This is a genomic window from Paenibacillus sp. XY044 (assembly GCF_002257645.1).
In the GTDB taxonomy this organism is placed as follows: domain Bacteria; phylum Bacillota; class Bacilli; order Paenibacillales; family Paenibacillaceae; genus Paenibacillus_AQ.
On the sequence record NZ_NQMO01000007.1, the window covers coordinates 137353 to 152233 of the forward strand.

A 14881-nucleotide genomic window follows, 5' to 3' on the forward strand; every position below is an offset into this window, starting at 1 on the left:
GTTCATTCAAGCTCCTTTTAAGTACTGTGCTTGGGACTTTGCCAATATACTCTAAAGATTTGATATCACAATGGCTTCTCCTATTTTCAGGAAGGAAGATAAGCATATGCCGATAAGTCCGCCAATCTTGCAGAGGGGCGATACCGTTGGAGTCGTTACCTTGGGCAGCCCGCTCGCTGCAGACGTAATTAATGCACGGATCGAAATTTTGAGAGCAATGGAGTTCAATGTTGTATTGGGTCAATATGTATATGCTCAAAACGGGTTTCTTGCCGGCACAGACGAGCAGCGGGCTTCTGATTTGATGATGATGTTTCAAGACGAGCGGGTTAAAATGATACTACCCACCAGAGGCGGTACAGGAGTGGCTGGAATTCTTCCTTACCTTGACTATACTGTGATCCGAAATAATCCAAAAATTGTTACAGGTTACAGCGATATAACGGTACTATTAAACGTACTGCATCAATATGTGGATTTAATAACATTCCATAGTCTGCTGTTGATTGACTTCAAATCCGAAACGCCCGCTTATAGTTTCGATCAGTTTTTTTCCGCGACATCCGTATACTCATTAACCCGGACAATTTTGAATCCGCCGGGAATGCCGCTGATAAGCCGTGTTCCGGGCAACGTTACCGGGCAGCTTGTGGGCGGTAATCTGACATCCTTTGTCGATACGTTGGGTACGCCTTTCGAAATCGATACAAGGGGTAAAATTCTCGTTCTTGAAGAAACACATGAACCTACCAATACCGTCTACAGGTACTTGAATCATTTGAAGCTTGCCGGAAAATTTCGTGACTGCATCGGCATTATTATGGGAGAGTGCTCAGGCTGCCAGGCGGCTTATGGTAAATCCTATGAGGATTTAATCAACGAATTTGTTGTACCTCTCGGTAAGCCGACGATAACGAACCTTGCCACAGGTCATGGCTTTTATAAAGCCGCTTTGCCGATTGGCGCAACCGTTAATCTAGATTCAGTCAATAATAGAATAACTATAGTTGAACCTACCATCAGCGTTTTCCAATCGTCATGACCATCTACCAGCTCGTCTTTATGCTTACATTCTCCGTTAGTGAAACAATGAACACAACTGATCTGCATCCCGGATTTTGACAAGAACATATATCGTCAAAACAAAAAAAGCCGCAGCTACGCGGCAATTAAGCTTGTATGTTCTTGTCGTCTTACAGATTTTTTTTGATTAAGACCAATTCTTTCTTAGAACTAACAGCAAGGCTGCCGACCGTTCTTTACTAATGTGAAGCCCCGATGTATTCCACTTCAACCTCATGGCTCAGGTTATGGTCTCGTACTAGTTATGAATACATACATTTCGTATTATATGCTGTTTCCGGCAATAATTTGATTTACAGTTCGCAACGCAGAAGAGATCGCACCTTCAATCCAACCCGGAAAAAGACTTGTATGATCGCCAGCAAAGTAAATTCTACCTTCTTCGGCAGATAGTGTTGGGAGCATTCGAATCATCTGTTTCGGCTTATACCAAGCATACGCGCCTCGAGAATAAGGATTATGATCCCAAGAAAAGACTGTCCCACCTTCATAATTAGACGACAATTCAGGAAGCACCTGTTTGATTTCTGATACAGCGGAGTTAAAATGACCAGCTCTAGATATTTCTCGCGCCGATTCACCGGAGGAGTACGAACAAATTAACCCCCTCCTTGATGTCGTTTGACTGAATGTAGCATCAAGCAACCATCCAATTTTCAGATCCGTATTTACTGTAGCAAAGGAACTTAAGTTGTTCCAGAATCTAGTTCTGCTTTGGATGACGGTACGCGTAACGGAAGTTGAAAGTTGATTTTGAATGACATCATTTTTTTCTTTGCTAAGTGGCGGTGAAAAATGAATTGTACGCAAGACTTTAGAGGGAATGGCTACAATGACCCGATCACAGCAGATCGTGAAAACTTCGCCGGAATGATTAAATCGGATAGTTACTCCTTTATTACTATGTTCAATATGCGTCACAGCACATCCATAACTGATATTAGAGCCAATTGTAAGGGCAAGCTTTTTCGGTAGTTGATCCATTCCACCTACGATAGTTTTTGAACTTCTTTCGGAACCGGCCATTTTTAAGTCAAGCAGTCGCTGTAATGCAGATACTTTGCGAATACCATCACCTAACATCTGCATATAGCCGATCTCAAACAGCTTCATCGCACCCGCAGATGCTCCTTGATCTCTAAGATATTCATCCATTGTCATTGAATCGAGCTGTACCGCTTGTTTTGTGGGCCAGCCCGGCAAAAAAGGATTACCCGCCGCTTTAAGCCCCGGCATGAGGTACTTTTCCAACATTCCCGCATATCCTAAAATTCTTTCCTCGGCTGTAAGTGAAACAGGCCATATTGCAGGTTCAGCCGGAGAATCTATGATTAATCTCCCGTCGATATATGACAAACTTCGATTGGGGACAGGTAAATTTATTAATTGAACCCCGGCTTGCTGGGCATAACTCAATGTGAGAAAATGATGCTCTCCAATGAAGGCAGCCCCGATTTCACAAAACAATCCGTCGGCAAAATGATCCCGCATCGTGTATATGCGACCACCCGGTCGGCTATTTGCCTCTAATAAACGCACGTCATACCCTTGTTTCATAAGCTCCAAAGCGCATACCAAACCCGCCATCCCTGCCCCAATCACTACAATTTGCTCAGGAACACGACCTATGACCATAAAATCCGATTCCTCCAAATATTACTTTATAGACATTATGTGTGTTTGTAATCCAATTGGTTCCTAGGCGCTTCTTATTATTCTATGCAGCTCGTTACTTCAATAAAAATGGAGCAGCTGCCGGCCCGCGGCATTCTGCTCCCTTATTTTGAACTATCGTTCCCCGAGCGCAGTGGATAGGACAATTCGTAACCAGGTGCGCCGGTGTATTGGGCTGTCTGTAAATGTCTAAAAGTTACTTTCCTTGGCGTTTATTTTCTTCGCTCTGACGGATGATTTCGTCAACGACGTGCTCGATCGGCGCGGTGGCGTCGATTATAATTCCGTTTTTCGGAATGTCTTCTTTCGTTTGGTGCAATCGCGCAATGAGTTTCCGTTCTGTTTTCTTTCCACCCCACTCATTTTCCGGTCGCTCGTCAAGCCGCCGGTTCAATGTGTCAAGGTCGACATCGAGGACAAACACGCCGTCAAATAGATCTATGAATTTCGAAAAGTTCCTAGAACCACCGCAAAAAAATGTAACTGCCTCATCCTGGTTGGCGACCAAAGCTTTTACTTTATCTACATGCCAAATGTGGTGCTCGTGCGCGACGCCATCCGTCCGTGTACCCGTTTCCGGATCGCCTTGATAAGCCAATTCACGGTCACCATGTATGGCATGGTAGCCGCGCCGCTGCAATTCTTTGCAGACCGAAGTTTTGCCGGTGCCGGACACGCCTTCAATCAGATAATTCCTAATGCCCATGGCTAGACCCTCCTTCTTCCCCACTTTTTAATTGTTGTTGGTTCTTTTAATTTTCGGTATACCCTATAAATATCGTCCTTAAGAACAGCCCGTTAACGTAGTGAAGCTGCCGATGCTGATCGGCAGCTAATTCCTGATCGTTTATTTAACTAAACTTTCTCAGTTAGTTCAAAACCAATTACGCTATAAAAATGACATATATACACCCTTACCTTCTATTAACTTAAATCCTAATTGCTTGTACAAAGTACGAGCTGGGACATTATCATCATCTGTTTCTAGCTGTAATCTTGTTGCTTTGTTTGAAATAGCTAATTTAGTGGCATGCTCCATTAGCTTCCTAGCTACGCCCTTATTTCTATGCTTCTCTGATGAGTATAAAGCCTCTATACGTAATACTGGGTAGCCTTTGCTTATTGAGAAGCTCCAGGAAAGGACGATGAACCCAATATACTCATGATCTTGCTTGGCCAAATAACAATGAGCTGAGCTGTCTTTAGTAAAACGATATAGTATTTGTTCACATTGTTTTAGCTGCTTTGGTGATAACTCTGATTCGTCCACTCTATTCGAAGTAGAATTTATGTAGCCAGCTATCAAACCTTTAACTTGAGAAATGTGAGATTCGTTAAGAGGTATGATTGCTATTTCCAATAAAAACCCTCCCATCAAAATTAATATCATTCATTGGTGCCATTAAAATCCGAACGTGTTATCGGATGTCAAAGCCTTCCTCGGGTTTGCATCCTAAAATAAATTGTTTCCCTTTTGTTGAATAATTTCTAAATATCTACTTCTGCATCTATAAAGTATCGTTCTTTTACTCCGTTCACAACTTTGAAAGCTTCATCCATAACTCTTCGCTCCCATTCGGGGTCGTTCCACCAGTTATCACGTTGCCCTACAGATCGATTATCTGGACACCATATCAGCTCGATCCACGGAGGCATAAAAGTTCTACACATTAAAATACATCTGCGCATGTGTCCTGGAGAACTAACAAGCAGCAAGCGTTTTATTTTATGTAAACCAAATTTACGTTCTAAAACTAAAAGAGAGCAAATGATATTTTCCAGTGTATTGTTGGATTCAGATTCAATAATTGTTCTATCTTCTGGCACACCTAATTCAAGTGCTTTATTGCGTAACATAACTGCTTCAGAAACACTATGTTGACCGTATTTATCCCCTCCAGTAAATAATATATAGGGCGCTCTTCCCTTATTAAATAATTCAACCGCCTTCTCTGTACGTTCCATATATGTTCCACCAAATACAAAAACACAATCCCCTGTATTATTACCTTTGTCTAGTTCAATGTTCTTACCATACAAGAGATTAGTTATCTGCTCACGATTCAACGTGTTTAGAGAAATTTCTGATATCAACATATAAGTCCTCCATAATGACTGATTAGACGCCATAAATTCTTTTCGTTGATTCCGACAACGTCTTATTCACGAAATCCGTAATCAATTCCATATATAGGGTATTCGCGGAAACCTTTGAACTATCCTACCCGTTAGCTTAATTACCTGATTTTGTAGTAACGTTTTAAGCGCCACCTCGTAATTGTTAATTCTTAATCAACTACGGTTAACCATATATGTTCTTGCCATTTTTGGCTAAAGATATATGTTCTTGTCCCTCGAATTTTAGTGACAAGAACATATATCTTTAAAACAAAAAAAGCCGCAGCTGCGCGGCTATGAAGCGTATATGTTCTTGTCATCTTACATCCCCCCCTGCTCCTAGCAAGGGGAGAAGATATTTGGATTATGTGCACTTTTTTACTTGGATAACTTATGATCACTAGAGCTGCTGCCATTTATCCACCATCAACAACAGTAGTTTGAGCCCTGTATCCATCCCATCCTCGTCCACGTTAAAACGCGGCGTATGATGTGGGTAATGACTTTCTTTCGCTTCGTTACTTGATCCAATATAAATAAATGCACCAGGAACATGCTGCTGGTAAGCGGAGAAATCTTCGGCACCCAGCACGGGCTTCATCTCCTGTACCCGCTGTTCCCCGAAGAAATTTCTCGCAACCCCTCTTACGAGGTCCACCAACTTCTTATCATTTATTAGTGGGAAGTACCCGTATTGATAATCCAAAGTACACACAGCACCATGCGCCTTTCCAACACCTTCAATTATTTGACGAATCATGCCTGGCATGAAGTTGCGAACCTCCTGATCAAAGGCTCGGAAGGTACCATGGATCTTTAGTTCCTCGGGAAATGAATTATATGAAGTTCCGCCATGAATTTGGGTCAGCGAGAGGACGGCATGATCCAGAGGGTCCAGACGGCGGGCGACAATATGTTGCAGATTGGTAATCAACTGGGCTGATACAGAGATTACGTCCACCGCCTGATGCGGATAGGCCGCATGCCCCCCCCTCCCGCGAACCGTAATCTCAAAGGCATCATTTCCGGCCATCGCTGGACCGTCAATGACACCGATCTGGCCTGTGGGTATCCAGGAGACGAGGTGAAGGCCATAGATGGCGTCCACGCCCTCGAGTACGCCCGCCTCTACCAGCTGCTGTGCACCTCCCGGAACCTGTTCTTCAGCATGCTGAAATATAAAGCGGACTTCACCTGCGATCTCATCCTTCCGGCTGGATAAGATCTTGGCCGCCCCAAGCAGCATGGCAGCATGACTGTCATGACCGCATGCATGACTGATGCCAGGATGCTGTGACACGAACTCAAACTCGTTCTCCTCCTGAATCGGCAACGCATCGATATCGGCACGCAGCGCCAACGTTTGGCCAGGCCGGGTTCCAATCAGGCGGGCCATCACACTAGTTGGTGTTGGACGTGACAGCTCCAGATTCCCGAAGGAAGACAGCTGCTGTTCGATGAAAGCCGATGTTTCAACCTCCTGAAATGATACTTCCGGAAAACGGTGAAAATGCCGGCGCCACGCGACGACCTGTTCCTGCAGGGCCTCCGCCTGCTCCATCCATGTTGCAATAGTCATTCATATTCCCCCTGTTCTATTCAGAGAGGCCAGGCTCACGTTTCACCGTTAACCTGGCCTAGACATATTTGCTGCATACTTTGTAAGTTCTGTTTTCACATCACTTTGGTTAGACCCACCGACTTGTCTATGATGATCAAAGCGATCACCGCTACGGCGATAAACAAGACGGAAATTGCGTTCACCGACGGGTCAAACGTCTGATCAATATAGCTAAAAATGCGAACAGGTATGGTAATATTGCCCGGTGAAGATACAAACATGCTGACCGATACTTCACCGAAGGACTCCACGATCGAGAAAACCGTACCGGCGATCATGCCTGGTTTGATCAACGGGAGAGTCACTCTCAGGAATGTCGTCCATCTTCCTGCCCCAAGGCTCATCGATGCCGATTCAAGCTTCGGATCCAGTCCGGTCACACTGACACTGACGACTCGGATGACATAGGGAAAGGCTACAACGATGTGTCCAATAACCAAACCGGTCAGGGAATTTATAATTCCCAAGCTGGTAAACTCATACAGAAGTGCGATCCCGAGTACGACTTGCGGAATCATTAATGGCGACAGCATCAAGGACTGAATCGCTTCCCGCCCCCTGAACTTTAACCGTCCCAGGCCATAGGCTGCTGCTGTTCCAAGCAACACGGTAAGCGGAGTCACAATAACCAGAAGGATGAGGCTGACACGCAGCGCATCCCACCAGTCACTATTCTGGAATACAGCTGTGAACCAGCGCACAGACAAGGCTTGCGGCGGGAAGGTAGGATACTCAGTCGGACTAAATGCAGAAAGAACGATAACAAGGATCGGCGAGATCAGGAACAGATACACCAGAATACCTGCTATCCATATGAGTGTAGTCAGGGCAGAAAACTTGCGTCCCCTGCGCACTTTACCTCGATTGGCGGTTGGATCAGTCATGAAATCTCGCCTCCCATCTCTTAGATATCCAGCTAATCACTCCAACCACAATGCCTACCAGCGCCAGCAGTGTGATGGCTAGTGCAGCTGCAAAGGGCATGTTGAAGACCTGCACCGCCTGCTGATAGATGGACAGTGGCAGCAGCGGCTGCAGACGCCCGCCCACGAGCAAGGGCGTGATATAGCTGCCTGCTGCAAGGGAGAACACGATTGCTGCGCCGGAGAGCATGCCTGGAAGCGTAAGTGGGAACGTAACCTGCAAGAAGGTCCGAACCCGGCCGACTCCAAGGCTCATCGACGCTTCACGCAGCTTAGGTTGAATCTCACCCATCGATGTGGCGATCGGCAGAACGGCAAACGGCAGCATGACCTGAACATACGCAATAACGACGGCCTTCATGCTCCACAGTATGGATAAGGGCTCATCGATCAAATGCAGTTTGAGCAGCACCTCGTTCAAGAGACCGTTCTGGGCGAGAATGACGATCCAAGCAAACGTACGAATGACTACACTCGTCAGCAGCGGTGAGATCAGCAGAATATAAAAGAAGGTCCGCAATCCCTTATTCGACGTCCTTACGAGTAGATAAGCAGCCGGGTAGGCTGCTATAAGCACAATTACAGTCGTCAGCGCCGCCACTCCAAGTGTGGAGCGGATCGTCGTGAGATATGACGATGTGGTAAATACCTGAACATAATTTTTAATGCTGTACGTAGGCAGTACATTCAACAAACTGTCAACCTCACGAAAACTGAGCACAATCAGCATGATAAAAGGAACTACCAGGAAAGCCAGCAGGAACAGCAGGGACGGCGAGAGCATAAGCCAATAAAAAGATTGCGTTCGTCTCACAGCGGATTGGCGAGCCATACGCTACACTCCTTCCTGTGGGAGGGCGATTACATCCTGGGCTTCCCAGAATAATTCGCAGCGGTCACCAACGGACGGAAGTGACGGGAATGCCGGATCAGAAGCAACAACCTGCAACTCGCCTTTGCCGGCCAGCTGAACCTTTAATCGGATCTGGTCTCCGGCATACCCTACATGAGAAATAACGCCCGGAGTCCAATTGGATTCTCTTGCCGGACCAGGTGTCATGGAGATCTTGATCCGTTCCGGTCGCAGCATGTACATGCCGGCCCGATCAGCTTCAGCAGACTCCACGATGAGCGGAGCGCCCGAGGCCGTCTCATATTCCTTCGCGATACGCCGGCTAGGCACTACCGGATCTGCCATCGTCTGAATCAGGTTCACCTGACCTATAAAATCAGCAACAAACCGATTGGCCGGACGACGGTATACTTCCAGAGGTGTACCGACCTGCTGCAGTTCGCCTTGGCCCAGAATTCCGATCCGGTCCGAGAGGCTGAGTGCCTCCTCCTGGTCATGAGTAACGAGAACGGTGGTCACGCCGGTTCGCTGCTGAATCATTCGGAGCTCGGTCTGCATCTCCTTACGCAGCTTGGCATCCAAGTTACTGAGCGGCTCGTCAAGCAGCAGAACGGATGGCTCAATGGCAAGAGCACGAGCAATCGCGACCCGCTGACGTTGACCGCCACTCAGCTGATGAGGACGACGCTTGGCCACGGACGAGAGCTGGACCAGAGCCAACACTTCTTCCACACGTCCTATGATCTCCTTTCTCGACTGCTTGCGAACCTTCAGTCCATAAGCCACGTTATCGAAGACAGTCAAATGCGGAAAAAGTGCATAATCCTGAAATACAATGCCAAGTCCCCTGCGGTACGGCGGCAGACCGGTGACATCATTATCCCCGATCAGAATACGGCCGGTCGTCGGATCAAGAAAACCGGCAATCATATTAAGCAGCGTTGTTTTACCACATCCGCTTGGACCCAGCAGAGAGAAGAACTCTCCCTGCCGAACCTCCAACTGGACCTGCTGCAATGCGATAAAATCACCAAACTGGCGGCTTACATCATCAATATGGATACGGCTCATTTGCCCCCACCCAGTGCTTGGGTCCACCGGTCAGTCCATTCTGCCAATTTAGGGGTAGCTGTTGCATAGTCAACCCAGGTCAGCTTCTTGTAAGCTTCCTCACCAACCTGAACTCTTTGTTTCAATGTGTCGCTGTACTGTACGTTTTTATTAGTCATGCCATAGAGCGAAAGGTCCGAGAACGCCTTTTGTGTATCCGGGCTGGACAGGTAATCCACCAGCTTGTAAGCATTAGCGAGGTTTTTGCTGCCCTTTGGAATAGCCCAGCTTGCTACTGCAGCAACCGGACCGTCTTCAGGGTAAACAAAGCCCACATCAAGACCGGAATCCTGCATCGCAAACGCTCGGCCATCCCAGAACGGCACGAGCCATGCATCCCCACGCTCAAGCAGCGTCTGGATGGAACCGGAATTATCCGGGAATGCCACGGCATTCTGCTTCAAGTCAGCCAACTTGGTGAACGCTTTGTCCACATCCGCGGCATTGCTTTCCTGGCCGCCAAGTGCATGTACCAGACCGGAGAAAAACTGCAGGCCGGCAGAATAGGTTGGTGAAGAAACAGCCACATGGCCTTGAAACTCAGGATTCCAAAGGTCCGTCCACTTGGTTGGAGGTGTCTTCACCAGATCCTTGCGATAAACAATTCCCAGCTGTCCCATGCTGAAGCCGGCTGCATAAATATTGCCGTCTTTCGTAAAGCGGTCTTCTACCGATGGATAAAGATCGGCAAGATTCGGTACATTCTTTGTATCCAGCGGTTGGAGAAGGTTTGCGCCTGCAGCGCGCTGAATCGTATCAGGTTGAAGAATGAGAACATCATAGGGAGCATTTTTTCCATTGCCCGCTTTTAATTTGGGATACCATTCGGCATCTGTTCCTGTTACAACCTCTACGTCAATGCCAGTTTCTTTTTCGAATTTATCCAAAGCAGCCTGACGGATATTTTTCTCCCAGTCTCCGCCAGATACGCCGATAACCACCTTATTTGTTTTAGGAAGCTCTCCGCTAGCTGCCCCTTCCGTATTGCTGGCCTGTCCGCCGCATGCTGAAACAATAAGAGTCAGGCTGAGCAGCAAGGCACCAAATGCAAATTTCTTTTTCTTTGTCATGTTCGTTGACCACCTTATATCCTTAGTGTTTTCTATACCAATTCTGTCCACAATGCATCAATGGCAGCTTCATTCAGCGGTTCGCCCTTTATTCGTGCATCAGCAAGCTCATGCACAAGCTGCTTGCGTGCCGCACGTTGAGTTGGCGGCAGCTGTTGAAGCAGTCGGGCTAAGCGGTCACTCGCTTCCGATGTCCACACTTGTTCATAGGCCGTACGTGCACGGCCGAAATCCCAGAATTCAGCCTGCACAGGATGTTCTGCTCTAATCCGGTCAGTATGTTCTTGATTTAAGGTCAGCTTACCGTCCACCGGCACAAGCACAACACCATACAGCTGTTCAGCTTCGTGAAGGCCGAGCAGACCTGAGCGGACCTCCGCCAGCACCTCTTCCGGGCTTCGTTCGAATGGATTGCCCCATCCACCGCCACCTGGAGAATGAATGCTGACAATATCACCCGGTTTCGGATGAAGCACGCTGATCTTCGGCAGGTTTTGTTCGTCTTCACGTCCGGGATTCAACTGAACTTTGCCCAGAGAACCTGCACGTCCGCCGTTCAAGCCCCAAGGATGGAAGCGGAGACGCTCCATTCCGCGAGCGGTCACGATCGAGCTTTCCTCTATAATTTCAAAGTCGAGACGAATCGCGTGACCGCCGCGATGAAGTCCTGGTCCTGCTGTATTTTCGAGCAGCTCGTATTTATGGACAAGCACCTGGATATGCTGCTCCAGGCTTTCAATCGGCGTATTCCGCAGGAATCCGGAGGCATGGTCGATACCGTCCGCGCCATCCATTTTGCTCTGGCCGCCGCCTCCGCCGCCCATAGGCTGCACAACGGCCATGTTTCGCGTCCCGTTCTGTGCATCCGGTGTCGACAGCACAACGATGGCCGACTGCCCTGCGCCAGCTGCCGGAATGCCGTGAGGAATCGCTTTGGCCAATGCCCCCAGCACCGCATTATAGAGCCTCATGGTAATGGTATGACGAACACCAACTGCAGCCGGATACACTGGATTAACCAGCGTTCCCGCAGGTGCGACCACCGAGATCGGGCGGGTAATTCCGCCATTGACCGGAATATACGGATCCGAGCTGATAATATAGTTGATCAGTCCCTGGAACAGGAAGGAGTGCTTCTTGCCGTTCGTGACCAGGTTAAAAGCTGTTCTTACTTGGGGATCCGAATTGGAAAAGTCCAGTGTGATCTCCCCGCTGCTGACTGTCACCGCGACAGCAAGCCGAATCGGCGTATCCGAGAGCATGTCGTCATCCAGATAATCGGCAAACTCATACGTGCCGTCAGGAATCCGGTCGATGACTTTGCGGGAACGAAGCTCTCCCTGTTCCATAAGATCTTCCATGCTGTCTTTGACGGCCTGTACGCCGAATTTTTCCACCATGCTAAGCATTCGCTGCTCTGCTGTGTTGACTGCGGCTACCATGGCATTAAAATCCCCCAGGTTCAGCTGCGGCGAACGGCTGTTGGCGTTCAGGAACGTATGCACATCCGCGTTCGGTTCTCCACGCTTGTATAGCTTGACCGGCGGAATGCGCAAACCCTCCTGATGAATATCCGTCGCTTCAGGCGAAATGCTGGATGGAACCAGCCCGCCGACGTCACTGCAGTGTACAAAAGCCCAAGCGTAGGAGATCAGCTCACCATTCACAAAAATGGGCTTGAACACATGAACGTCAGGAAGGTGGGTGGCCAAGCCGTCTGTCGAATAAGGCTCATTCGTGATAATAATGTCTCCCGGCTCCAGCGGATGACAGGCTTCGGCTGCCCGTTTCAGACTAAGTCCCAGGAAGATCGTAACCCCTACTGTTTTAGGATAGACAAAAAATTCACCGTCCGGCGTAGCCAATGCCGTTGCAAAGTCCGCCGACTCCTTCACGAAGGTTGTGAATGAAGTGCGCTCAATGACATGCCCCATACCCGCAGCAATGGCATTGTAATAACTGCGCATTATCTCTAAAGTTGCCGGATCTGTCTTCATGCGCTGACCTCTTTCCTTTTCAAAATCAGGTTGCCTGCTGCATCCGTGATGCCCTGCCAGCCAGCCAGAATGAGCACAGTCGTATCGTCCTGCTCAACAATAGCCGGCCCATCCACACGGTGCCCGGCATACATGTCGCTGCGCGCATACACGCTGGCTTCATATTCCCGCCCGCCATACTGGATGCTGCGGGTCCCTATTGGGCTGATTTCTCCCTGTGCCAGGGGGACGGAAGCGACGTGTGGTTTCAGAGTATGCCCCGTCAGACGGACTCGCAAATTGATCAATTCCAATTCGGCGGCCGCATCACTGTGTCCGTATTGTCTTCGGTGCAGATCATGGAATGCAGCGATCATTTGCTCACCTGTCGGATCTTCCAGCATGACCCCGTCCAGAGGCAGCTCAATTTCAAAGGCCTGTCCCGCATAGCGTGCATCAACGGAATAATACAACGTGCTTCCTTCCAGGCCTTGAACATGCTGATCTGCGAGCCACTGCTGTGCCTGTTCAGTCAGTTGTGTAAACTCGTGAACCAAGGTACCCATCGTCAAATCCGCAAATTTTTTCTGCAGGGATAAGACCGCATCATATGCAAAGTCGGCTGTCAAAGCGCCAAGAGCACACAGCGTGCCCGGACTTGGCGGTACAAGAACACTCTCTGACTGAATTTCTTCAGCCAGAAAGTTGGCTGTCACAGGACCGCCGCCGCCGAAGGCCAGCAGACTGAATTCACGCGGGTCGAATCCATGCTGCTCCATAACCGCGCTCAGTTCCGCGTACATGTTGGCTACCGCAACCTGAATCATTCGGTCTGCCGCTCCGCGCACGTCGGTTCCGAGATAATCTGCGATAGGAGCTATCGCTACTGCCGAACGTTCCGGGTAAAGCTGAACATGACCGGCCGCGAACCGTTCCGGATTCAAATACCCGCAGAGCAGATAGGCATCCGTTAGAGCCGCCTTATCGCCTCGGCCATAACAGGCAGGACCAGGGGAAGAGCCTACCGACTCCGGTCCAACCTTCAGCAGTCCGCCATTATCGATCCAGCCAAATGAACCCCCGCCCGCTCCAACGGAATACATGGAAACGGAAGGAAGCATCACCGGCATGCCTGCCAAGTGATTCATTTGCGTAAAGGTCGGCTGCCCGTCCTCAATAATCGATATATCCGCACTCGTGCCTCCCATATCAAACGTGATAACATGGCTGATATCTGCGGACTTGGCCGCCTGTACCGCACCGATGACTCCTGCTGCAGGACCCGAGAACAGCGTCCGTACCGGGGCCTTCGCAGCTGTGCCGATGTCCATGATCCCTCCGTTGGATTGGGTGATGAACGGCTGGGCCGAGACGCCTTCTTCCTGAAGACGCTCCTGTAGAGTCTCAAAATAGCGCTGTACATTCGGCTGAATATAGGAATTCACCGCTGTCATTGCTGCACGCTCGTATTCTCTCATTTGGGGCCATAATTCTGCGGAGGCAGTAACGCCAAGATGCGGCGCCAGTTCACGGATTCGTTCAACGGCCTGCTGTTCATGAACAGGATTCTTATAGCTGTGGAGGAAGCAGACCACCACACCGCCCGCCCCAGAAGCGATCACAGAGCGAATAGCTTCATCCAGGCTATCCTGATCCAATGGAGTGTGAACAGATCCGTCCTGACGCAGACGCTCCTTCACTGTAAATACACGTTCTCTAGGAATAAGCGGTTCCGGCAGTCGGGAACTGAAATCGTAAGGAATGGGCAGACGCAGACGCTGAAGCGTCAAGAGGTCTCTGAACCCCTCTGTAACAAGAAGCGATATGGCCTCACCGCGGCGCTGTAATAAAGTATTAAGGCCGATTGTCGTTCCGTGCGCAAAGTAGTGCACGTCCTGCGGCTCTATCCCCTTCTCTTTCAATAAAGCCAATCCATTGGCAATCCCTAGAGCGGGATCGGAAGGGACCGTCGGTGTTTTTACACCCGTAAGCGTACCACTTTGTTCATCCAGCACCGTTAAATCTGTAAAGGTACCCCCTATATCAATACCAAGTCTCCATGAATGGCTCAAGACGGTGACGCCCCCTAATCTACTTTTTTATTCAATTCAATATATTACGATCGATTTTATCGGAATTAGAACCGAATAGTCAAGCTATTTCGACTGATATCGACATAAAATTCAATCGCATGATACATATAAAGTAACTAATGGTAGTTTTTCATAAAATGTAGAAATTCTATATTATAATCTTTCTTACTATTAGTTCAATGATAAAGTAGCCAACCTTTAAGCCGGTTGCCGAAGTGCACCCCATGAACAGGCATTACCCTCATTTAATACCAACGCCCAATTTATTTATCCTTAGCTATCCTAGGTAGTTGAGGAAATAATTCAGTAACTATCTTGCCTGTTTGTGTAATAAAAAAGGAGCAGTTGCCGCTGGCAAGA

At 48.6% G+C, this 14881-nt stretch carries 12 protein-coding genes; 1 reads left to right on the plus strand and 11 read right to left on the minus strand.

The window, feature by feature from the left end; translation table 11 throughout:
* The first annotated feature begins 106 nt into the window (after positions 1-106).
* Positions 107-1042, plus strand: a complete 936-nt coding sequence (locus CJP46_RS25080) for a S66 peptidase family protein (RefSeq protein WP_094598377.1) — start codon at positions 107-109, stop codon at positions 1040-1042.
* A 305-nt stretch (positions 1043-1347) separates the two neighbouring features.
* On the opposite strand, the gene CJP46_RS25085 is transcribed toward CJP46_RS25080, so the two are convergent.
* The 11 genes from CJP46_RS25085 to CJP46_RS25135 all read right to left on the minus strand — a co-directional run bounded on the left by CJP46_RS25085 (position 1348) and on the right by CJP46_RS25135 (position 14500).
* The gene (locus tag CJP46_RS25085; protein WP_094598378.1) at positions 1348-2718 is read right to left on the minus strand and encodes a flavin monoamine oxidase family protein; all 1371 of its coding nucleotides are present in this window, start codon (positions 2716-2718) and stop codon (positions 1348-1350) included.
* 235 nt (positions 2719-2953) lie between these two features.
* Positions 2954-3463: an AAA family ATPase gene (locus CJP46_RS25090; protein WP_094598379.1), complete on the minus strand. Its 510-nt coding sequence runs from the start codon at positions 3461-3463 to the stop codon at positions 2954-2956.
* Between the two features lie 183 nt (positions 3464-3646).
* Complete coding sequence (locus CJP46_RS25095; RefSeq protein ID WP_094598380.1) at positions 3647-4117, minus strand: GNAT family N-acetyltransferase; 471 nt, start codon at positions 4115-4117, stop codon at positions 3647-3649.
* A gap of 128 nt (positions 4118-4245) precedes the next feature.
* Entirely contained in the window at positions 4246-4854 is a 609-nt protein-coding gene (locus CJP46_RS25100) for a YdcF family protein (protein WP_094598381.1), read from the minus strand.
* Between the two features lie 421 nt (positions 4855-5275).
* On the minus strand, positions 5276-6454 hold the full coding sequence (locus CJP46_RS25105; protein ID WP_094598382.1) for an amidohydrolase: 1179 nt from the start codon (positions 6452-6454) through the stop codon (positions 5276-5278).
* A 95-nt stretch (positions 6455-6549) separates the two neighbouring features.
* Positions 6550-7380: an ABC transporter permease gene (locus CJP46_RS25110; protein ID WP_094598383.1), complete on the minus strand. Its 831-nt coding sequence runs from the start codon at positions 7378-7380 to the stop codon at positions 6550-6552.
* Positions 7373-8251 carry an ABC transporter permease gene (locus tag CJP46_RS25115; RefSeq protein WP_094598384.1) on the minus strand — a complete coding sequence of 293 codons (879 nt, stop codon included), beginning with the start codon at positions 8249-8251 and terminating at the stop codon, positions 7373-7375. The genes CJP46_RS25110 and CJP46_RS25115 overlap by 8 nt, the downstream gene beginning before the upstream one ends.
* A gap of 3 nt (positions 8252-8254) precedes the next feature.
* On the minus strand, positions 8255-9343 hold the full coding sequence (locus CJP46_RS25120) for an ABC transporter ATP-binding protein (RefSeq protein ID WP_094598385.1): 1089 nt from the start codon (positions 9341-9343) through the stop codon (positions 8255-8257).
* On the minus strand, positions 9340-10452 hold the full coding sequence (locus CJP46_RS25125) for an ABC transporter substrate-binding protein (protein ID WP_094598386.1): 1113 nt from the start codon (positions 10450-10452) through the stop codon (positions 9340-9342). The genes CJP46_RS25120 and CJP46_RS25125 overlap by 4 nt, the downstream gene beginning before the upstream one ends.
* 32 nt (positions 10453-10484) lie before the next feature.
* Positions 10485-12449: a hydantoinase B/oxoprolinase family protein gene (locus tag CJP46_RS25130; protein WP_094598387.1), complete on the minus strand. Its 1965-nt coding sequence runs from the start codon at positions 12447-12449 to the stop codon at positions 10485-10487.
* Positions 12446-14500 carry a hydantoinase/oxoprolinase family protein gene (locus CJP46_RS25135; protein WP_094598388.1) on the minus strand — a complete coding sequence of 685 codons (2055 nt, stop codon included), beginning with the start codon at positions 14498-14500 and terminating at the stop codon, positions 12446-12448. The genes CJP46_RS25130 and CJP46_RS25135 overlap by 4 nt, the downstream gene beginning before the upstream one ends.
* Positions 14501-14881: the final 381 nt, after the last annotated feature.